Origin of the sequence: Ruminiclostridium sufflavum DSM 19573, assembly GCF_003208175.1 — a bacterium.
Lineage (GTDB): Bacteria > Bacillota > Clostridia > Acetivibrionales > DSM-1351 > Ruminiclostridium > Ruminiclostridium sufflavum.
Genome location: NZ_QKMR01000010.1, coordinates 1 through 20,555 on the forward strand (window position 1 = coordinate 1; position 20,555 = coordinate 20,555).

15 protein-coding genes are annotated in these 20,555 nt (G+C 38.2%); 2 read left to right on the plus strand and 13 right to left on the minus strand.

From position 1 onward, the window contains the following. Positions 1 to 73 precede the first annotated feature (73 nt). The 9 genes from LY28_RS09350 to LY28_RS09390 form a co-directional block, all read right to left on the minus strand. Positions 74 to 499, minus strand: a complete 426-nt coding sequence (locus LY28_RS09350; protein WP_110461927.1) for a DNRLRE domain-containing protein — start codon at positions 497 to 499, stop codon at positions 74 to 76. Positions 500 to 566: 67 nt separating this feature from the next. Beyond that, entirely contained in the window at positions 567 to 2,354 is a 1,788-nt protein-coding gene (locus tag LY28_RS09355; protein ID WP_110461928.1) for a tetratricopeptide repeat-containing glycosyltransferase family 2 protein, read from the minus strand. Positions 2,355 to 2,517: 163 nt separating this feature from the next. Continuing rightward, positions 2,518 to 3,453, minus strand: coding sequence for a YdhT family protein (locus tag LY28_RS09360; protein WP_110461929.1), 936 nt, complete (start codon positions 3,451 to 3,453; stop codon positions 2,518 to 2,520). A 523-nt stretch (positions 3,454 to 3,976) separates the two neighbouring features. Further along, complete coding sequence (locus LY28_RS09365; protein ID WP_110462056.1) at positions 3,977 to 4,660, minus strand: Crp/Fnr family transcriptional regulator; 684 nt, start codon at positions 4,658 to 4,660, stop codon at positions 3,977 to 3,979. A gap of 366 nt (positions 4,661 to 5,026) precedes the next feature. After that, on the minus strand, positions 5,027 to 5,335 hold the full coding sequence (gene trxA / locus LY28_RS09370) for a thioredoxin (RefSeq protein WP_110461930.1): 309 nt from the start codon (positions 5,333 to 5,335) through the stop codon (positions 5,027 to 5,029). Positions 5,336 to 5,747: 412 nt separating this feature from the next. After that, positions 5,748 to 8,624, minus strand: coding sequence for a DUF6055 domain-containing protein (locus LY28_RS09375; RefSeq protein ID WP_110462057.1), 2,877 nt, complete (start codon positions 8,622 to 8,624; stop codon positions 5,748 to 5,750). Between the two features lie 221 nt (positions 8,625 to 8,845). After that, a complete protein-coding gene (locus LY28_RS09380; protein WP_110461931.1) occupies positions 8,846 to 9,412 on the minus strand; it encodes a hypothetical protein in 567 nt (188 codons plus the stop codon). Positions 9,413 to 9,649: 237 nt separating this feature from the next. Continuing rightward, positions 9,650 to 12,064, minus strand: a complete 2,415-nt coding sequence (locus LY28_RS09385; protein ID WP_110461932.1) for a homocysteine S-methyltransferase family protein — start codon at positions 12,062 to 12,064, stop codon at positions 9,650 to 9,652. Then, positions 12,064 to 12,714 (minus strand): vitamin B12 dependent-methionine synthase activation domain-containing protein, encoded by a 651-nt coding sequence (locus LY28_RS09390; protein ID WP_242981201.1) that lies wholly within the window; start codon positions 12,712 to 12,714, stop codon positions 12,064 to 12,066. Before LY28_RS09390 ends, LY28_RS09385 begins: the two co-directional genes overlap by 1 nt. A gap of 381 nt (positions 12,715 to 13,095) precedes the next feature. Between LY28_RS09390 and LY28_RS09395 the strand changes: the two genes are divergently transcribed. Then, positions 13,096 to 14,127 (plus strand): tyrosine recombinase XerC, encoded by a 1,032-nt coding sequence (locus tag LY28_RS09395; protein WP_110461933.1) that lies wholly within the window; start codon positions 13,096 to 13,098, stop codon positions 14,125 to 14,127. An 86-nt stretch (positions 14,128 to 14,213) separates the two neighbouring features. Here the strand turns inward: LY28_RS09395 and LY28_RS09400 are convergent, their stop codons facing one another. The 4 genes from LY28_RS09400 to LY28_RS09415 form a co-directional block, all read right to left on the minus strand. Continuing rightward, positions 14,214 to 15,452, minus strand: coding sequence for a serine hydroxymethyltransferase (locus LY28_RS09400; RefSeq protein ID WP_110461934.1), 1,239 nt, complete (start codon positions 15,450 to 15,452; stop codon positions 14,214 to 14,216). Positions 15,453 to 15,678: 226 nt separating this feature from the next. Continuing rightward, positions 15,679 to 16,668 carry an AIR synthase family protein gene (locus tag LY28_RS09405; protein ID WP_110461935.1) on the minus strand — a complete coding sequence of 330 codons (990 nt, stop codon included), beginning with the start codon at positions 16,666 to 16,668 and terminating at the stop codon, positions 15,679 to 15,681. Positions 16,669 to 16,729: 61 nt separating this feature from the next. Continuing rightward, entirely contained in the window at positions 16,730 to 17,413 is a 684-nt protein-coding gene (locus LY28_RS09410) for a DUF2225 domain-containing protein (RefSeq protein ID WP_110461936.1), read from the minus strand. A 45-nt stretch (positions 17,414 to 17,458) separates the two neighbouring features. Further along, the gene (locus LY28_RS09415) at positions 17,459 to 18,868 is read right to left on the minus strand and encodes a VanW family protein (RefSeq protein ID WP_110461937.1); all 1,410 of its coding nucleotides are present in this window, start codon (positions 18,866 to 18,868) and stop codon (positions 17,459 to 17,461) included. A gap of 406 nt (positions 18,869 to 19,274) precedes the next feature. On the opposite strand from LY28_RS09415, the gene LY28_RS09420 reads away from it, so the two are divergent. Beyond that, on the plus strand, positions 19,275 to 20,528 hold the full coding sequence (locus LY28_RS09420) for a hypothetical protein (protein ID WP_110461938.1): 1,254 nt from the start codon (positions 19,275 to 19,277) through the stop codon (positions 20,526 to 20,528). Positions 20,529 to 20,555 lie beyond the last annotated feature (27 nt).

A 20,555-nucleotide genomic window follows, 5' to 3' on the forward strand; every position in this document is an offset into this window, starting at 1 on the left:
CTTTGTCCAGCCATTTTAACACTACACGGTCTAACGCCTATAGGGCTTAATCCTATAGGATAGTGGTTGCTGACTAACAAGTCGCGCCGTAATTTCTGTCGGGCTGCTTATACCAATCCCTTACCTGCTCTGTAATGTCAATGGGATATTTTGTGCAATAAGGCACAGACTTTGAAAAAATTATTTCAGAACTATTGAACTGAGGCTGGTTAAGCCAATTAACATTATTAACGTCCCAATCGCACATTAATTTGCTGCCTGAAAAGCAGTATAAAGCTCCCGCTGCCACACTGATTGAAAGAGTTGCCCTTTGGATACGGGAATTTTCCGGCAAAGATTTAAAATTGAATTTAATTAAGACTCTATATTCGAACTCGTTATAGAATTTTCCCACGAACATGGCATTACAGCTTGATATTGCTACATTTTTATAGTAGGAATTTATTTGTGCAATATCATAATCAATATATTTCATATCTGTGCCGCGGGACGGTAACATACCTTACCTCCTCATATAATAGAACTCATATATAGCACTTTTTTAATATACATAAGTATTCTGTCATTTACAGCTGCTTCAAAATATTCAATGCATCCTTGTCATATATTTCAAATTCTTTAATTGACCTGATCAATTCTTTTTTGCTCATATCAAAATAGCCATATTTATAGTATAGCTTTCCAAGGTGAAGCAGTACTGATTTATCACTGATTAAATTCAGCAGGTTTATTGCTATATAAAACTCATCAAACCTCTTGTTTATGAGAAATATTTCTAATATTTCGAAAATGATTGCCGTATATTCTTTTTCTTTTTCATCCTCTGTTAAAACCTGTGTTTCCTTGCCGAAAAAAAGGTTAACAAGCTGAGTATAGCTTTCATATATTTTTTTATTTTTGTCCTGAAATGAATTGTTTTTTAAGCTGTCTATTATATAAAATGCCAGAAGCTTTTCTTTAAGCATTATGGCACATATTACCTTATACATTGAAAATGAAGGAAAAAAATAATGATTGCTATCAAAATTGTTAATTTGTATGCCCTTTTCAAAATCTCCGGTTCTGACAAGGGCTTTTATTTCTAAAAGTCTGACATCATCTGATTTTATGCCGTTTTCTTCACATTTTTTAATATATTCCAATGCTGCTTCATAGTATCCGACGGAATAGCAGATATCTGCAAGAACAATAGCTGCCTTTGCATCATCTTCAAAAAAGAGCTCTAAAATATATTTAAATTCATCCGAAGCTACATTTTCCTCTTTTAGTATATAAGCGATTTTATACACCGAAATAATCAAGTCCGGTTTTATCCTGATAGTTTCATTGAAATATTTATATGCGGAATGATAATCCTTTTGCTCCATACAAATTAAAGCTAATTCATACATAGCCTTGAAGCTTCCGGTGCCATATAAAAACTTAAGTCCGGAAGGCGGGTCCCCTATTTCAATGCATTTCTCCCAAGCTCTTACAGCCATGAGTGGTCTGTCCATGGATTTATATATGCAGCCTTTAAAATAATACAGGTCTGTGAAGCCGGGGTAATATTGTATGCCTATATCGGTAAATTCCAGTGCCTTTGTATACAATCCGATGAAATAATTTGCCAGAACTATCCTTAAAACAAGAATAAATCCGTATCCGGCAGCCGGTGTAAAATTTTCATATGACTTATAATAATAATCCAACGCTTTAGCTATTTCATTCGATGCAAAATATTCATTACCCAAATTAAATAGTGCATATTTGTTATCAGGCTCTTTTTTCAGCTGTTCTTCCAGCAAAAATATATTTCGTTTTCTCTTATCCTTTCCTTTTATATTGCTGTCTAAATAGCCGTAATGATATATTTTTATTGAAACACAGACATCCTTTGTACTTATTTTATGGTTAACCAGCTGATTATGTACTTCACCCTCATATTTATACCCAAGGTTATTTTTAAATAATCTTGGGTTTAGATTTATGCTGATATTGCTACTGTCTGCAAAACTGCCGCAATAATTCAATGTTTCAAAATAATAAAGCGTTTTTTCCTCAAGACTGCTGCTTATTAATTGCAGAAAGGCTTCTTTGTCATCCCTGCAAAATTCATCATCCGCATCCATTATAAGTATCCAGTCCTTTGAGGCATACTTCAGTGATTCATTTCTTGCCTCGCTGAAGTTATTATCCCAAATATAATTGTATACACTAGCTCCGAAGCTTTCTGCAATGTATACAGTTTTGTCCGTTGAGCCTGTATCTACTATAATTACTTCATCCACAATGTCCTTAACACTATTCAGGCATCTTTGAAGGTTATCCTCTTCATTTTTTACTATCATGCATAAACTTATTTCATTCTTCATAATATGCTCCTTATTACCAATATAGAACTATAGAACATAAGGCTGAAAGCCTCCTTGGCTTGTGCCGAGCAGCCGGCCAGACACAAGCCATATTTAAAGGCTGTTCTATTAAATAAAAACTATATTTTAAAACTTGCTATTTATGCAAATGTCAAAATGACAGCTAATATCTTCCGTTGAATACCGCAACAATATCCTGCTGATAAGAAGAAGTATTGTTGATTTGTGCTGAGATATATTCTAAATAATAATCATTTGTTATTACCCTCGGACTCGCATTTACTGTAGCCGATTCAAAAATCAAGGTGCGCGGATAGGTTCCTATTGCAGTACTTGGCGTTACAGCCAGCTGTACTGTAACAGCTCTTTTGTTAGTTGCAGAGGTGTTAATAAAATACCATGAGGTATCCTGGTACTTTGCAATATTTATCAAATTGCTGTAAGTCGATGTTGCTGAACTTACTGTTAATGTTTGTGTAATAGAAGTAAAGGTTCTGTCAGCTAAATTTATTTTTACAGTGCCAGCTACAGTATTTAAGGTTCCCACAGTCAAAACCCTGCTTAAGGTACCCAGCAGCGAGACCTGATTGATTGTTCCCAGCTCTGCAACCCTGCCAACTGTTCCCAATGAGCCGATTTGCTCAACAGTACTCAGGGTTCCTACGGCCGATACCTTGCTTAAGGTGCCCAGCAGCGAGACCTGATTGATTGTTCCCAGCTCTGCGACCCTGCCAACTGTTCCCAATGAGCCGATTTGCTCAACAGTACTCAGGGTTCCTACGGCCGATACCTTGCTTAAGGTGCCCAGCAGCGAGATCTGATTGATTGTTCCCAGCTCTGCGACCTTGCTTAATGTTCCCAGTAAAGACACTTGATTGATTGTTCCTAATATCGATACCTTGTTTACAGTTCCTAAAGTTTCTATACTTAGTACTTTGTTTATTGTCCCTATTTCAATAGCAGAGGTACCCGTATTAACTAACAGCTCACCGGCTTCATTAATGCTGAGAGGCTTGTAAGAACCACTTGAGCTGTTGTAACCGTAAATTGCAGTTTTTAATTGCTCGGCACTGTTCTGAAAAACTATACTGTTTGACAACACTATCACTCCCTTATTGTAAGCAAATATATCAAGTATTTACTTATAGCATATAAATATATAACAGGTTAAGATATTATTACTATTAAAAAGCCGATATTAACTGACTAAAGTCAATTACGGTTTAAGCTAATTTTAGACACAGTTTGGGTTCGAATTTGTTCTGACTTTATGGAGCTTTAGCCGATAGTAATTGACTTCATTAATAATATATGAATTTATATACCTAAAAAGTTACTCTATTACAGGATTATGGTTAACTTTATTATTATAAAGCTCTGCTTTGACGTTAAATAATTTATTTTTTATAGAGGACTTTGCATTATTTCCGGAATACATAGAAAAACCTGCAGACATTGCATCTGCAGGAGTATATTTTTATATTACACCTATCACACAGTTAAAATCAATTAAACGCTCCAGCCCATACTATCCTGCACCTTGTCCATACGCTCGCTTCCGTCAGCAATTTGCCTGTCTTTTTGCGAACAGATATAACTTTCTGCCCAAAATTCATGCAATGTCAAAAGGTAAGCAGAAGCTTTCTCATTTCGTTTCTGTCGGCAATTTTAACGCCGCCGCGGTAAAGGGAAACTAACCCGTCGCTTTCAAAATGCTTCAGCATCCGCGTTACCACCTCTCTTGCAGTGCCTATATATTTTGCAATCTGTTCATGAGTAAGCTTTATATTATCAGAATTATTTTTTACCGCTTCATCAATCAGAAAAGCAGCAAGCCGTTTATCCAGACTCAAAAACAGTATTTGCTGCATTGCAAACATCACATCCGAAAATCTGCTGACGGTGGTCTGAAGTACAAAATTTTCAATATATACATTCTTTGACTGCAGCTGTGAAAAGGTATAGGAGCTAATCAGCAGAGCCTCAGTATCTACCTCAGCATCAATATGGACATCAAAGGTAATGTCCTTTATCAGACATGAGGCAGACAGAACACATACCTCTCCTTTTCCCAGTCTATAGAGGGTAATTTCCTTTCCCTCCTCTGACAGGATATATGTACGCAATTCTCCCGATTTTACTATTAGGACTCCGATACAATCATTATCTGCACTATGAATATTCTCCCCTTTTTTATACCTGAGTCCGGTAGTATTATTTAAAAGCAGTGCAATTTCATCATTGTTCAGCCTATGCCAGAACGTTAAGTTTTCCTGTAAAAACACCTTGTCTTTTTCATTAAGCATAGCTTTTTCACCTCTGATATTTTTAATAAAGCCCGGCATATCTATAAGATACTTATTGACTTCTTATTCCATTTACTAAATTTATTATATCAGCTTACGCATATAAATAGTATGCCGTATCCCTTGAAAGAAGCAAGTAAGAAATAAAGCGGACAGCTGCTTTATTTTCTTAAGTTATCATATGAAAAATCAGACTGAACAATGCCAGGAAAATAAAAAATGCCCTTTCAAAAGGAGCTATGCCAGTTAAGACATAACAAGGTCTTGAACTGTATATGACTAAAGTCAATTACGGTTCAAGACCCTCTGCTCTTAATTATTATAAATTACTTAAACGTTTGCATTATTTATCAGGAGGTTAAAAAGCTATTTTACCATTTTAAGAATTTGTTCTTTCTGCTTTACTCCAACGGCCTGTGCAGTAACCTTGCCACCCTTTACTACAACCAAGGTGGGAATACTCATTACTTTGAATGCCTGTGCAAGCTCTCCCTGTTCGTCTATATTTACCTTTGCGACCTTAAAATCTTTTGCCTCATCTGCAATTTCATCCACTATCGGAGAAACCATTCTGCAAGGCCCGCACCAAGATGCCCAGAAATCAATTAACACTGGTTTATCTGATTTCATAACCTCATTTTCAAAATTATTTTTTGTAAGTGTAACAACTGACATAATAATCATCTCCTTGTATAATAAGTTTTGTAAGGGTAAAACCCTTACACCTTTACATTGCTTTAACCGGAAAAAAATTTGTTTTTTATTTTCTTAATTATAGCTTACCGTAAAATCAGAATAACTTCCGTGACTTTAGTCACATTAAATGATACTTTTGCTTCTTAATCCAGACCTAGCCAAGCAATTACTATCTGTTAGCTTTGAATAAATTATATCAAACATATTGTATATATTCTGTGACTAAATCACATATATAACTTTTTGAAGGCTTTTATAGAATTCTTCAAGCAAAAAGACAGATTGTGATTTCAATCTGCCTTTTTTAATACATACACAAATGTGTGATGCAATTATTTAATATTTTTAAAACCTGCTTTGATGTGTTGTTGCATATTCCTCAAGCCGTAAATCAGCTTAGAGATTCTATACTGCCCATAAGATACATTTTTAATTTCGCAAAGTCCAATGCATTTATACTGCCGTCACCGTTTACATCAGCTGCCTTCAAACCATATTGGTATTCAAAGGAGGCTATATTTCCTAAAAGATATTTTTTCAGCAGCGCAAAATCAATGGCATCAACAGCTCCGCTTCCGTCAATATCACCGGATAAATATGCCGTCTGGTTTTGCTCAGCGCTACCAGGAGCTGCCACAGCTCCTGCCTCTGTATACCCGGAGACTGAAATGCCTTCTGCATTTTTGAAGGATACTCTGAAGTAGTCAACAGAGCCCTTATAAAAGTTGCCGGAAAATCCTCTTGCAAGATAGTTGGATTTCCCCTCCAACATATCCTTCACAGCAATATCATCGGGATTTATTCCTATTATTTCTGTTCCATAGGTTTTATCATTGACAGTCATCAATGTTACATTACCCGAGAAGGTGATAGTTACGTCAGTCCATGCTTTTACCGGTAATGCGGCATTTGCCGTAACAGTGTATTCCTTTGCATTGTCACAGATTACAAACTGGGCCTTTCCGTTACTGTTTTCAGGAGTAAAATACATATACTTCTTATCATTTCCGAAATAAAAAAGCTTCTGCCCGGCGGTACCGCCCTCCCAATAAGTAGATAAATTAAGCTGCATGTCATCAAAATATGACAGGGAGCTGTCTAATACCGCATACTGGTCATTCCCGTCAAAGGTAATAACGCCGCTTCGTCCGTTTAGGCTGCCTGCCCATAAGGGAGAGCCTTTTGCAAAACCGTCAGTGGAAGCACAGGTATCGTTTACAATATTGAACTTATCATTATCAAAGTCATATTTCGCATACAAGCCGTCGGTATAGCTTCTTGAGTAAGCGGAATTGTTTGCCGTTGCATATGGCACTTTGAAACGGGTGGAAGCATCAACACTTTCATAGCCTGCAAAGGAGCCGCCTGTGATAGTATAGGTCATATCCTCGAAAAAATCACCGTAGCCGATAGCCTGTCCTGCAGCCTGTCCTATGTGATTTACTCCGTTTTCGGTATAACCGCCCATACACAGGGACATTCCCTTAATAACAGCATTGTCCTTGACTTGATACCAGCCGAATACAAAAGCACTTTCCAGCACCTTTGCATTTCCTGAGACAGAAGCTTCCCCAGCAACTATTGCTGTATCACCTATATAGGCATTGTTACTGATGCTTGCGGTGCCATCGACAATGGCATATCCGCATAAGGTGGCATTTCCGCTTATCTTCGCACGGCCCTTTACTACGGCATGGTCTTCAATTCTGGCATTTCCGCTGATAACAGCATTGCCCAGAACCTTTGCATCAGGCCCTACATATACGCTGGCAGCCACACTTGCCGTGCTTGCTACAAAGCCGCCTCCGTTGGAATGATATGCGCCCTTGATTCCGCTTGTGCTTACAACTCTTCTTTGAGGAGCTGCATTTGTCAATTCTATTTCATAGGGATATTGAGTTTTGCTGTCAAAAGGAATTTTCACCTCTGAATAACGTTCCTCCCAGCTGCCGATGCCGCAATTGACAATAGTGTCCTTTGCAGGAGTTGCCGCTACAGACAGGTATGCCTTCTCACCGCTGTATACGGTAATCTCACCCGTATCTCCCTCAGAGAACAGGTCCGAATATCTTGTAACACCGCCTGTGCTTTCCACCGCAATGCGCGCCCTCCAGCCAGCACCCTCGGCAGAGGTCAATCCCTTAAGCTTTACGCTGACTGCCGCTGAATTACCGGCTGAAATATTCGCCTCCAACGGAATAATGTTGTAGCCGGTTGCCTGAGGCGCACGTTCGCTAGGAACCTGATATGTATTTACCGAACCGTTGACCTTATCCGGCATGGTATAAAACTGCTGCCAGTATAGGGAGGAATCATTCAGCATCTGATTAAGCTTGTTTTTATATCTTTTCTTATTTTTAAGATCCAAGGTTGCCATACGGCTTGCGAAATATCCTATGGTGTCGGAAAGCTCCTCATTGCTGTTCAAGTTTTCAATCAAATCATATATTGAAGCGGTTTTTGTTCCGTTATTCAACATTTTGGCTACAAAGCCTGCTCCGTACCCGTTTAGATTATCAGGATTATCCTCAAGATACTGAAGAATAGGCCATGCCTCATAGTAGGCACGTCCATTGCATGCCATCAGGCTTGTCTGCCTTAAATAATATGCGGAAAGGTCTGTTGCATATTCTGTATCAGTTGTATATTTGTCGCTGAAAAGGTACTGTTCCCTGAACCAGTTTGCAACAGCCTCATACCATGGGCCTAAATAACCGTTTTCCCCCCAGCTGTTTTTCCCTTGTGCAAAATGCATTACATGGCCGAATTCATGAGGCGTTACCCATGTCACAGGATTGTAGCTCATTGCCCCCACATCACACATCAGATACGGGTATCCCAAATTATCCATGCCTGCATATGCCCATCCCGATTCATATCCGGTAATTCCGGTTCCCATAATTACAACATTGACCTTGTATTTTTTTGAGTCATTTGTAAAAGTAGCAGAAGTGCAGGGTTCATTCATCTTGAGGTTATTAACATATATATTCCAGCAGTCCTCAAGGATTTTGGCATTTCCCTCCAGAAAAGCAGTATTCACCTTGGAAGCATTCCCGCTGTTTCCCCACAGAAACTGGAAATGCTCCGATTCAAAGCTGTTATACTGTGTGCTTGACACCTCATAGCTTCCGTTATTTACCCCTCTTGTGTAATATCCGGCGGCAGCATATGCTCCGCTTTGCATAAATGGCACTGCGGTAATTGTAACTGCTGCTGATAGCAGTATTGCCGAAGCCTTTAACCAAAGCTTATTTGAATTTTTCATATTTTTCCCCCTTGTTTTTTATAATACAATTTAATTGTACTTTTGATTTGCCCGGTGTGCCTTTAATTATTGGAAAGCAATTTCAATATGTCTTGCTCGAAGCTTCCGGCATAGCCCAGCCTCCTTTCTGCCTTTTTCGCTATATTTCTACATAGAAATATATTACATATTAACTATATAATATAATACGGAATAAAATCTGTAAAGAATTGAGCAACAATTCAGGCATTTCCAGCATCGGCATATTCACTGCTGCTGTCCTTTTCCTCCCATGTATTTTCCTCATTGCCGGCAGCATCCTCCGCATCAGCTTTATTTATAATAATTTCAGCTATAATTTCATCCTGATCCTTTGCAATTGACTTTAATAATGAATCAATTGCATTTTGATCCAGCTCTCCGTTTTCATCAATAATATCTATAAATCCATACTTCTTAAGAATTAAAAATATTAACCGCAGTATAAAATTATCCCTGTTAAAAATACTGTCATTTTCAAATTTGTCAAAGAAATGAACAAAGCTCTCATCGTATTGCTCCTGAAGAACTTCCTTAACCTGATTTCTCACCTTGGCAATATAATTTCTGCTTTCTGCTACAATAACCTTGTCAAAAGTATCGCTTGACAAAACCGGCTTGTATAATTTTACACTGTTATCAGCCACTATTTGCTCTAATATTTTAACCTTTTCGGTAATTTCTTTTAATTCATTTTTTCTGACATGTGAGCTTTTAGATTTTTTGTGGCTTTTAGATTTTTTAAATATTTTTCTCCTTTTCCTAAACATCGTCAACGCTCCTAACTGAAATTTCTCTATATACTATTAAGTTATGAATTGTTAACATAATTTGCGACAAAAATCAATACAACAGCTTAAAAGCAATAGCCGTTCAATTTTTCATAAAGCTGTTAAGCAAAAAAACAGAGGTAAACTGTTAATTTGCTTCTGCACAATTTTACCTCTGCTTTACGGCTTTTTCTACCTATTAACTTAGCTTGCTCAATCTTCCGGCATGCATATTACTTAGTCCTTTGAAAGCCTCTTTGCCAGCTTTACCGCTTCATATGCGTCTCTGGAATATCCGTCCGCTCCGATTTCCCTGGCATAATCCGCATCAACCACAGCTCCTCCAATCATAAACTTACAGCTCAGATTCTGTTCTCTGGCAAGCTTTATTACATCCTTCATTTCCACCATAGTTGTTGTCATAAGGGCTGATAAGCCTATAATATGAGCCTTCAGGCTTTTAGCCTTGTTTATAATTGTCTCTGCACTTACATCCTTCCCTAAATCATAAACCTTAAAGCCATAATTTTTCAGCATTAAAGCTACTATATTTTTGCCGATGTCATGAATGTCTCCCTTTACAGTTGCAATTAATATGATAATTTCCTTTTCCTGAACGGAACCGTTTTGCTTTAGCAAGGGCTCGACGTATATAAATCCTTTTTTCATTGCCTCAGCGCTTTGAATTAATTGAGGCAGAAAATATTTCTTTTCATCAAACAGCTTTCCCACCTGATTAATTGCAGGAATCAAGTGGTTGTCCACTATATCGCGGGCACCTATATTTTCATCAAGTGCTTTGCTTATCAGTGCTCCAATGATTTCATTATCACCTTCAAGTACCGCGTCAAATATTCTTTCGCCTATTTTCTTAGCTTCTGCTTTTGCTTGTGCCTCAACGGCAGAAGGCTTTTGCCTGTTGTTGAAAAAAGAAATATAGTTCCTGCTGTTTATATCATTTTTAGTAATTACATCACAAGCCATTTTTATATTCATTAATAAATCGCTGGAGGGGTTGGCTATTGCCATGGTAAGCCCGCTGCCGACAGCCATTGCCAGAAAAGCCGCATTTACCCAGCTTCTCTCAGGCAAGCCAAAGGATACATTTGAGAGCCCGACAATTGTTCCGCAGCCGAATTCTTTAGCACACCAGGCTATCAGGTTCAGGGTTTCAACAGCTGCCTCCTGATTTGCAGAAACTGTCATTACCAGACCATCCACCACCACATCGCTTTTTTGATATCCGTATTCAGCTGCTTTGTCAAATATATTTTTTACTATGGCTTCTCTTTGTTCTGCTTTTTCAGGAACTCCTTCATCACTTAACGGAAGCAAAATAAACATTGCCCCGTATTTGGCCGCAACGGGCAAAAGTCTTTCAAGCTTTACCTTTTCCTGAGAAATTGAATTTATTAAGGCTCTTCCGGGATAGATTCTCAAAGCTGCTTCAAGAACCTCGGGAGAAGAGGAATCAAGGCATAAGGGTGCATCGGTGATACTGCTCAGCAAGCTGACAGTACTCAGCATAGCTTCTTTTTCATCTATTCCGGGCATACCTACATTTACATCAAGTATATCCGCACCCTTTTCAACCTGTTCAGCGGCAAATCTTCTTATTTCGTGGGTTGCCCCTTCTCTCAGCTCAGCCTGAAGCTGCTTTTTGCCGGTTGGATTAATCCTCTCGCCAACAATGGCTACAGGCCGGCTAAATCCGAAAGCTACAGTCTTTCTTATTGAGGTTATTGCACTGTACGGCTTAAAAACCGTAGCTTCCGGTTTCATTCCACTGCTTTTCATATATATCTGTCTGATATAGTCTGGAGAGGTTCCGCAGCAGCCGCCCAGCAGATTTACTCCTGCTTTTAGAAAGTCCTTTGTATATTCTCCAAACTCCTCAGGCTCCATATCGAAGATTGTCGTACCGTTAACAAGCTTAGGAAGCCCCGCATTGGGTTTTGCCATCAACGGCACTCGGGCATAGGGCTTCATCATGGATATAATTTGCACCATCTGCCCGGGGCCTGTAGAACAGTTGCAACCCACAACATCAGCTCCAAGACTTTGAAGAGTGATAAGAGCGGTAACAGGGTCAGTTCCCGTTAAGGTTCTCATATTCTCATCAAAGCTCATACTGACACAAATCGGAAGATCGCAGCTTTCCTTTACAGCTAGCAGCGCAGCTCTTGCTTCCTGTATGTCAAGCATGGTCTCTATTACAAAAATATCCACACCGCCTTCAAGCAGCCCCTTGACCTGCTCCTTATATATATTTACACATTCCTCAAAGGACATATCCCCAAGAGGCTTAATAAATCTTCCTGTAGAAGCCAGATCACCTGCTACAAGACATTTATTACCGGCTGCTTCTCTAGAAAAGCTTGCAAGACTTCTGTTAAGCTCAACCGTTCTGTCTCCCAAGCCGAATTCATCAAGCTTTATGCGGTTTCCGCCAAAGGTACAGGTATATAATATATTCGAACCTTCCTTTATATATTCTTTTTGAATACTTTTTATTACATGGGGATTTTCAAAAACCCATTTTTCAGGGCACACACCTGTGGGCATTCCTTTTTTCTGCAGCTCTGTTCCCGTAGCCCCGTCAAGTATAAGTAATTTATTTGAAATAAGCTCCCTGAATTGTGCTTTATCCATTATACAGCTTCCCCCTTTTCTTCTACACCTGAAATCGCAATAACTGATTTTTCAGGAATAAGCATAAACTTTTCTGTAAGAGACATTTTCAGCCTGTCAAGCTGAAGAGCCTTAAAAATTTCTTCTTGATACGAAAGCGGCAAATCTCCATACCCCGGACTGTACCTGTGCTTTGTAAGTATTTTGCCTTCTCTGACAAGAATTTTTCTTAATAATTGTACCATCCAATCAAGTGCTGCATCGGCAGTCTGCGAGGCTACCGAATCAATAATCAGTCCGGCGGCTGCCTTTCCTTGTGAAACCTCATAGGAAATTCGGTCTACAACCTCTTTTCCTACTGTAGCTGCCATCAAAACCACACTGCGGCTGTTATTCAGAAGCTTTAAAAGTCCGTTGCTGTCAAATCTTATTCCGTTTTCGAGGATTATGCAGGATTCCGATATTGATAATACGGGAACAATAAGGTATGCTCCCACAGGCTTGCATAAATATTCACCCTGTCTGATACTATCTTCAAGCAATACCCTGTCATTTTCATTAAGTTCTGTGACACCGTTTCTGTACCCAAGTCTGGTAAGTATCAAATTTCTCTTGGGAACGGCAGGTATATTTTCAAAATATTTAATTTTACTATAGAAATTTTCAGCCAAAAAAGTCAGCTCCATTTGTTTTATAATTGCATCCATAAGCCTTTTTGCCAACTGCTCATAAGTTTAACCGCTATATTTTATTCAATTAAGCCATATCATTAATTTACAATTATATATAGTTTAAGGCAAATATAAATGAAAGTCAAAGCATCTTTTATATAACTGCTTGCAGGATTTGCCTGACTAAAGCCAATTACTGTCCAAGCCTTCGCGACGATATTTATATCAATCCTGTAAGTATTTCCTTAATGTAATATCAATTTCAGTCAAATGGGTGATATAATATTTTGTGAAAGAATTTTACACATAGTTTTAGCAAGAGGAAAACCGGCTTATTGTCGCAAGGCTGTAAGCTAAAATAATCTAGAATTGGAGTTATGTATGAAAAATATTTCTGATTTTGAAATGCCTTTAGTCCTGAGAGATTTTCTGAATTACTTGCAGACAATAAAGGGAAAATCCGTGAATACAGTTCAGGTGTACTTTTATGACCTACGGGTTTTCTTTCGTTTTTTAAAGCTTCATAGAAGGCTTGCAGACAAGCAAATTGAGTTTGATGAAATAAATATTACAGATGTTGACACTGAGCTTTTAAAAACCGTTACCTTAAGTGACTTATATTCATTTATGTCTTTTGTAAGCAATAACCGTGATAATACCTCCAATGCCCGGGCCAGAAAGGTTGCAAGTCTGAGAGCCTTTTTTAATTATCTTGCAAATAAGGCAAAGCTTATTGATTATAATCCTGCAAGTGAATTGGAATCACCTAAAATTATAAAAAGGCTGCCCCGATATTTGAATGTTGAGGAAAGCAAGGAGCTGCTTGATTCTGTTACCACTGTAAACAGCGAATATTCAGAGCGTGATTATGCAATTATAACCATATTTCTCAATTGCGGCATCCGGTTATCCGAATTGGTAGGCATAAACTTAAATAATATAAAAAATGACAGTCTGACTGTTATCGGAAAAGGGGACAAGGAACGCAGCATACCTCTTAATAATGCATGTCTCAAAGCTATCAATGACTACATGAAGGTACGGCCCGTTAACAGTGTGAAGGATAAAAATGCATTGTTTTTAAGTAAACGCTTGCAGCGGATAAGTAAGGAATCCGTTCAGAAAATCGTAAAAAAATATATTAAGGAAGCAGGCCTTGATCCCCAGAGATATTCAACCCATAAGCTGAGACATACGGCCGCCACTTTAATGTATAAATACGGAAAGGTTGATATAAGAGCATTACAGGAATTATTAGGCCACCAGAGTATTGCAACTACAGAAATATATACTCACCTTGAGCAGGAGCAGCTGCGTGATGCTGTAAACAAAAATCCACTCAGCCAGTTTGAACCAAAAAGCCGGAAAGAGCTTAAAAGTCTTGATGAAGAAAATATAATAAAAGAGCTATAACAGACTGAATAATCTGTATAGCTCCTTCTTTTCAAATTCAGAACAAACTTAAGCTTAGGTCAAAACCGGCTCAAGAAGTAAAGCTATTATTTATATAACGGATATTTTCCGCAGAGAGCTTCCACCCTGCTTATGATATTATTTTTTGAATTATCAAAGTCAGTTATAGTGAGATGAATAAGATCAGCAATCTCCCTCATATCCTCTTCCTTCATGCCTCTTGCTGTTACAGCAGGAGTTCCAAGCCTGATACCGCTGGTTATAAACGGACTCTGTGTATCAAAAGGGATACCGTTCTTATTGCAGGTAATATTAACATCATCAAGCTTTAACTGAGCTTCCTTACCTGTTATATTCATATTTGTGAGATTTACCAGCATCAAGTGGTTATCAGTACCGTCTGAAACCAGTTTGAAGCCTTTTTCCATAAGTGCCTCAGAGAACGCCTTTGCATTTTTAACAATATTCTGCTGATAGGTTTTAAATTCAGCAGAAAGTACTTCTTTGAAGCAAACGGCTTTTGCAGCAATTACATGCATTAAGGGTCCGCCTTGAGTTCCGGGGAAAACCGCACTGTTGATTTTCTTTGCATACTCTTCCTTGCAGAGAATCATACCGCCTCTTGGTCCTCTCAAGGTTTTATGCGTAGTTGTGGTTACAACATCTGCATAGGGTACAGGACTTGGATGGACACCTGCTGCAACAAGACCTGCTATATGTGCCATATCAACCATTAATACAGCTCCGACTTCATCGGCAATTTCTCTGAAGGCTTTAAAATTTAAAGTTCTAGGATATGCACTTGCACCTGCAACAATAAGCTTTGGAGAATTCTCCTTTGCTATTTTTCTGAGCTCGTCATAATCTATGTAGCAATTATCTTCTCTTACGCCATAGGGGACTACATTGTAATACTTTCCCGAAATATTTGCAGGGCTTCCATGACTCAGGTGACCTCCATGTGCTAAATTCATTCCTAAAAAGGTATCACCGGGATTTAAGAAAGCAAGAAAAACAGCTGCATTTGCCTGTGCTCCGGAATGAGGCTGAACATTTGCATGCTCTGCACCGAATATTTCCTTTGCTCTGTCTATTGCCAGCTGCTCTATAACGTCAACATGCTCACAGCCGCCGTAATATCTTTTTCCGGGATAGCCTTCTGCATATTTATTTGTCAAAGGTGTGCCAAGAGCTTCAATTACAGCATCACTTACAAAGTTCTCAGAAGCTATCAGCTCAATTTTGTTTCTTTGTCTGTTAACCTCAAGTTCAATAGACTCTGCTACCTGAGGATCCATTTTTTTAATTGTATCAATATTATACACTTTTTTGCCTCCACTCCATGCCAAAACCTAATATTTGACATTATTCGTTAATAATATACTATTAAGTATTATAATAAAACAGCCGCATATATGTCAATTATATCTGAAATAATTATGCAAAAGTCAATTACTATCGGCTAAAAAACTGATTCCATCGGTCGATAGTTTGGGTTTGAGGCTGAAGCCTCCTAAAGTCAAAACAAATTCAGACCCAAACTGCCACTTTTCATTTCAGCTTATAAAGCTCATCAGCCGCCGGCGGCTCAATCTCCTCTATAGTTTTTTTATTCTTGCTTATAAGCAGTCTTTCATTTTTATTTGCAGTAACTGAACCAATAATTGCTGCTTTGACTCCATTACTTTGCAGATGCCTTACAAGTCCTTCACCATCAGGACAGGTTATTAACATACAGCCGCTGGAAATCAGCCTAAGTGCATTCAGGTCTAATACTTTGCATATTTCTTCGGTAACAGCTTCAACAGGAATATCATCCTTGTTTATGATAATACCGGCACCGGAAGCTTCAGAAATCTCCCATACCGCACCTAATACACCGCCCTCGGTGATATCATGCATAGAGGTGGCACCGAATTTGCCTGCCAGAGCACCTTCTTTCACAACGCTTATCGATTTAATAAAGCTTTTGGCATGGAGTAATTCGTCATCACTAACCAGTCCTTTAAGCCTATATGAAAAATCACCTGCAATTATGGCTGTCCCTTCCATGCCCGCACTTTTTGTCATAATTATGCTATCACCCGGCTGTGCTCCCGAGGATAGTACAATTTCACTTTTTTTGCCCTTTCCTACACAAGTTGTTGAAAGAACAATCTGATTTACAGCTGAGGTGACTTCAGTATGTCCCCCTATTATTTCAACATTCAGCTCTGCAGCTGTAATACATACCTCCTCCATTACCTTCTCAAGCTCTGCCTCACTTGTCCCCACAGGGCACAAAATTGTAACCAATAAGCCTAAAGGCTCTACTCCGCTTGATGCAATATCATTGCACGATATGTGAACAGACAGAAGACCTGCTTCATTTACGGCCGCCGTAATAGGATCAGTTGACAGCACACACGCATAATCACCAAAAGCTATAGCAGCGCAATCTTCACCGATTCCAGGCCTAAGAAAAACATCTTCTCTGAATTTATTAATTTTACTAAGGACAATTTTATTTAAAACTTCATTTGGTACTTTACCAGACTCCATTACTTTCCTCCAAAATTAGCTCCTGAAACAAACATAAACTAAGTATTTTTTATAAAAAAAGTCAATTACTGTCGGCTAAAGCCAGCTGATCCTTTGCAAGCTGGTACTGGTCTCTGGCCATGTCAATTAATGAGGGCTTGCTTCTGGCTTCAGGAGACGCAACAATACGGCTGAACCAAACAATTGCTTCATCAAAAATGCCAACTCTTCTGAACAGCTCTGCAATTATATACATGCAAGTTATCTCATCAAGCTTGTCCAAAGGAAACCTCTCATTTTGATATGCATGATTATATGAATCCAATGCAAATTTGAGATACTTAATTTCACCCGGACTTTTTTTAAATCTGTAAAGCCACGCTATTCTCAAGCATACTTTTGCCACTTCACTGCTTTTTGCATTTCGTACTTTTAATGTGAGGAGTGCAAGCTTGAAGGCCTCTATAGCCTTGTCAGCATCCCTTTCTCCCAAAAAGCTTCTTTTTACCCAACTGATGCCTATATTATCCTTTATAGCTTTTATATCTCTGGTAAACAACCCTTCGAACTTATCCTGCAATGCTGCGTATCCGCAGTTACCACATACCCATACATCATAAAAAAGTACATTTATATTTTCATAATGAACACACATATCCGTATCTCTGGAAAGAACTTTGCAAGCCTTGGTTTTAACTCTTGTTACTTCTATCTCCCTGTTGCATACAGGACACATAACCTTCTTATTATAAAGTAATTCATTCATGTCAATACCTCTTGAGAAATTTAAATTCTTGAAAAACAAAATCAATTATTTTTTCAGGGCTTTAAAAACCTTTCTATTTACAGCAAGTACTCCCCGGACAGGTTTATATATGTCCTGACTTATTTTTTCTGTATCAATAAGCGAACCTTGACTGTTATATGTATCCCGGTATAATACCACCTTAAATCCCTTTTTTTCTTTTGTCCTTATAACAACCTGAGCATCAGAAAGACTTTCGTCAACAATATATTCAGGGTATGGAGGAGCATATTCCTCAACAATAACCGGTCTCAATTTGACTGAGGGATCATCATTTCTTTTTCTGCCGATTATTTTCACAGTCACATTGCCTTCACCTGCTTCTGTTGCAATGCAAATCGTATAATCCCTGTTATTTTTGAATTTAAAGTCTATATATCCCTCCGATATTGTTGCATCCTGCCCAAGAGGAACATAATTCAAAGCTATCGAATGGTTTACTCTTCCGGTAACTTTCAGCATTGACAGCAAAACAGTATTGTACAATGTTGAGGTAACCTGACATACCCCGCCCCCCGTTCCTCTCACGACAGTACTTTTCATTATAATCGGTGCTTCCATGAAGCCATGGGCTGTAGTTCTTGGCCCAAGTGCCAGATCCATGGAAAATTCTTCGCCGGGCAGCACTAAATAATTGTTGATTTTTTTGCATGCCAATTTTATGTTATATGCTCTGCTATAATTATTTGCATTAAAATTTGTTGTATAAACAGCAAGAACATCCTTTATTTCTTTAACATCCTCAGTTGTTATCTGAGGCTTCACCGGCTGAACAATTAAATTAATATCCTTAAAATTCCTGTTAAGCAGATATGAGTCAACCAGCTTTCTGTTTAAGTCAATATCAAGGTTTCTTCCTTCAACAGCTTTTGTATAGTTTATTTTACCACAATTATAATTATATGTGGAGGAAATGCCTAAAAAATCTATTTCTTTTTTAATGGTGTCTAATTTTTCTGCAAGCTTATCCGTATCATATTTAGCAGATACAATAAGGTTAACGGGTTTTTTGTTAATTCTCAAGATTGTTTTCAAGCGATGGATTATACCTCCTTCTCTTCCTATTTTATATGCATAATCAAGGGTGGCTTCAAAATCAAACAAATAATTTATGCCTTCCAGCGGCAAAGGCCATGATTTCTCATTATATTTTAATAAAATTATTCTGCTGTTATAGCTTTTTGCAAATTCCTCCTGAAGCCTTTTTTTTGCCGTATCCCTTGCCATACCCGATATTTTTATTCCATCCACATAAATTCCGCTGTAAAAGTACTTGTATGTAAGCTTTCTATAAGCAGATATACCAAAAACCATATTTACTAATATAAGTATAATTAAAAATACAGTAATTATACTATTTGCTGCTTTTTGATTCCTTCTATCATAGGCATATCTTTTAAATAAATGTTTATACATAATGACCTCCGCGCCATATCCGGACACAAATTTGTATTAAAGCAGCCCTCCTTGTTTGACTGAAAAGACCATATAAAATATCGTCCTGAAGGCTTGAACCCAAGCTATCGACCGATGGAATCGGTTTTTTAGCCAATAGTAAAAAACTATATATTTATTTTATTATTCAATTAATAACATTATTTCAAATCATGGCAAAACCAATGAAATATAAGTCAATTACTATCAGCCGGAGAACCGATAGTCCGAAGCTGAGGCTAACCTCCCTATTTAGTTTTAGCAATATATTATTGGATTTTAGAAACAGAGCTAATTGGCAAAACGCTGAATTTACGCATGATTAGTAACACTTGAGGTATTCTTAAAATAGTATGTACTAAACGCAGTTGTTTAAGGAGACTTAATCATGGAACTTAATAGTTCATCTCATTCCAAAAATCATCATCGCCGAAAAAAACAAAACAATTCTAAGCTAAATATTCTGGAATCTATTCAGGAACATATTCAAAGCGATAACTGCAAAAAAGAGTTCTGCAGCTGCTATAACTGTTGTAAATGCACTAAAAATAAAAATATATGTATGCACGGTCAATGCTCCGGCTGCTGCAGCTGCATGTGCTATATCAGTCCGCCTTGCCTGATGGCAGGCTCAGATGGGAAAGCAATACAATTAAGTCCTACTTTAAATACAGGACCAACCGTTATAACCGGTCCCACTAAGCAAATAAGCCCCAGCTTGGATACAGGGGGCAAAGTAATAACAGGACCTATCGCATACACAGGACCGAATACATATACCGGATCTTCGCTTGACACCGGTACTGCTGTTGATACAGGACCAACTATATTGGCCGGTCCGGGTATAGATACCGGTACAAATATCCTCACAGGACCTACTATAGATACAAGTTCTAATATAATAACAGGACCTAATTTAGAGGCAGGTCCTGTTATCGATACAGGTGCTAATATTATAGCCGGGCCTACCGTAGATACAGGCACAACCATAGATGCAGGCACTAATATTATAGCCAGTCCTACCGTAGATACAGGTACAACCATAGATGCAGGCACTAATATCATAGCCGGGCCTACCGTAGATACAGGAACAACCGTAGATGCAGGCACTAATATTGTAGCCGGGCCTACCGTCGTAGATACAGGTACAACCGTAGATGCAGGTGCAGCCATAGATGCAGACTCCGGCTCTGCTGCTGTCGACATAGATACTTCTGTAATGAGAGCTTCTGAAATAAATGTATATGCTTATATTTATAATTTGACAGGCCAAACTATTGAGCCTGAAGCAAATATACGTTTCAGCAATGACGGAGCCGTCACCGAAGGAATTATCCATACGCCGGACACAGATTTAATTATAATTAAGACTCCCGGTATATACTTAATAAGTTTTTATGTTTCCGAAAGTAAAAAAAATGTATTTACACTGTTTCACAATACTCATCCTGTTTTGTTAAGTACTTTGGCCACCTCACCTATTATAAAAAACAATATAGGCGTAGGAATTGTTTCTGCTTCCGCAGATGACTGCATAGCAGTAAAAAACTATTCAAATAAGGCCGATATCAAGCTGGAAGCTGTATTATCCGGAACTAAAGCCTGCTCTAATGCAGCTATATTCATTCAAAAGATTAATTAGCAAAGCAAGCCTTTTACAGAATATTAT

Coding starts and splice junctions, on each gene's coding strand:
- LY28_RS09350 (WP_110461927.1), bottom strand. CDS start 499: ATGTTACCGTCCCGCGGCACAGATATGAAATATATTGATTATGATATT.
- LY28_RS09355 (WP_110461928.1), bottom strand. CDS start 2,354: ATGAAGAATGAAATAAGTTTATGCATGATAGTAAAAAATGAAGAGGAT.
- LY28_RS09365 (WP_110462056.1), bottom strand. CDS start 4,660: ATGCTTAATGAAAAAGACAAGGTGTTTTTACAGGAAAACTTAACGTTC.
- trxA (WP_110461930.1), bottom strand. CDS start 5,335: ATGTCAGTTGTTACACTTACAAAAAATAATTTTGAAAATGAGGTTATG.
- LY28_RS09375 (WP_110462057.1), bottom strand. CDS start 8,624: ATGAAAAATTCAAATAAGCTTTGGTTAAAGGCTTCGGCAATACTGCTA.
- LY28_RS09380 (WP_110461931.1), bottom strand. CDS start 9,412: ATGTTTAGGAAAAGGAGAAAAATATTTAAAAAATCTAAAAGCCACAAA.
- LY28_RS09385 (WP_110461932.1), bottom strand. CDS start 12,064: ATGGATAAAGCACAATTCAGGGAGCTTATTTCAAATAAATTACTTATA.
- LY28_RS09395 (WP_110461933.1), top strand. CDS start 13,096: ATGAAAAATATTTCTGATTTTGAAATGCCTTTAGTCCTGAGAGATTTT.
- LY28_RS09405 (WP_110461935.1), bottom strand. CDS start 16,668: ATGGAGTCTGGTAAAGTACCAAATGAAGTTTTAAATAAAATTGTCCTT.
- LY28_RS09410 (WP_110461936.1), bottom strand. CDS start 17,413: ATGAATGAATTACTTTATAATAAGAAGGTTATGTGTCCTGTATGCAAC.
- LY28_RS09415 (WP_110461937.1), bottom strand. CDS start 18,868: ATGTATAAACATTTATTTAAAAGATATGCCTATGATAGAAGGAATCAA.
- LY28_RS09420 (WP_110461938.1), top strand. CDS start 19,275: ATGGAACTTAATAGTTCATCTCATTCCAAAAATCATCATCGCCGAAAA.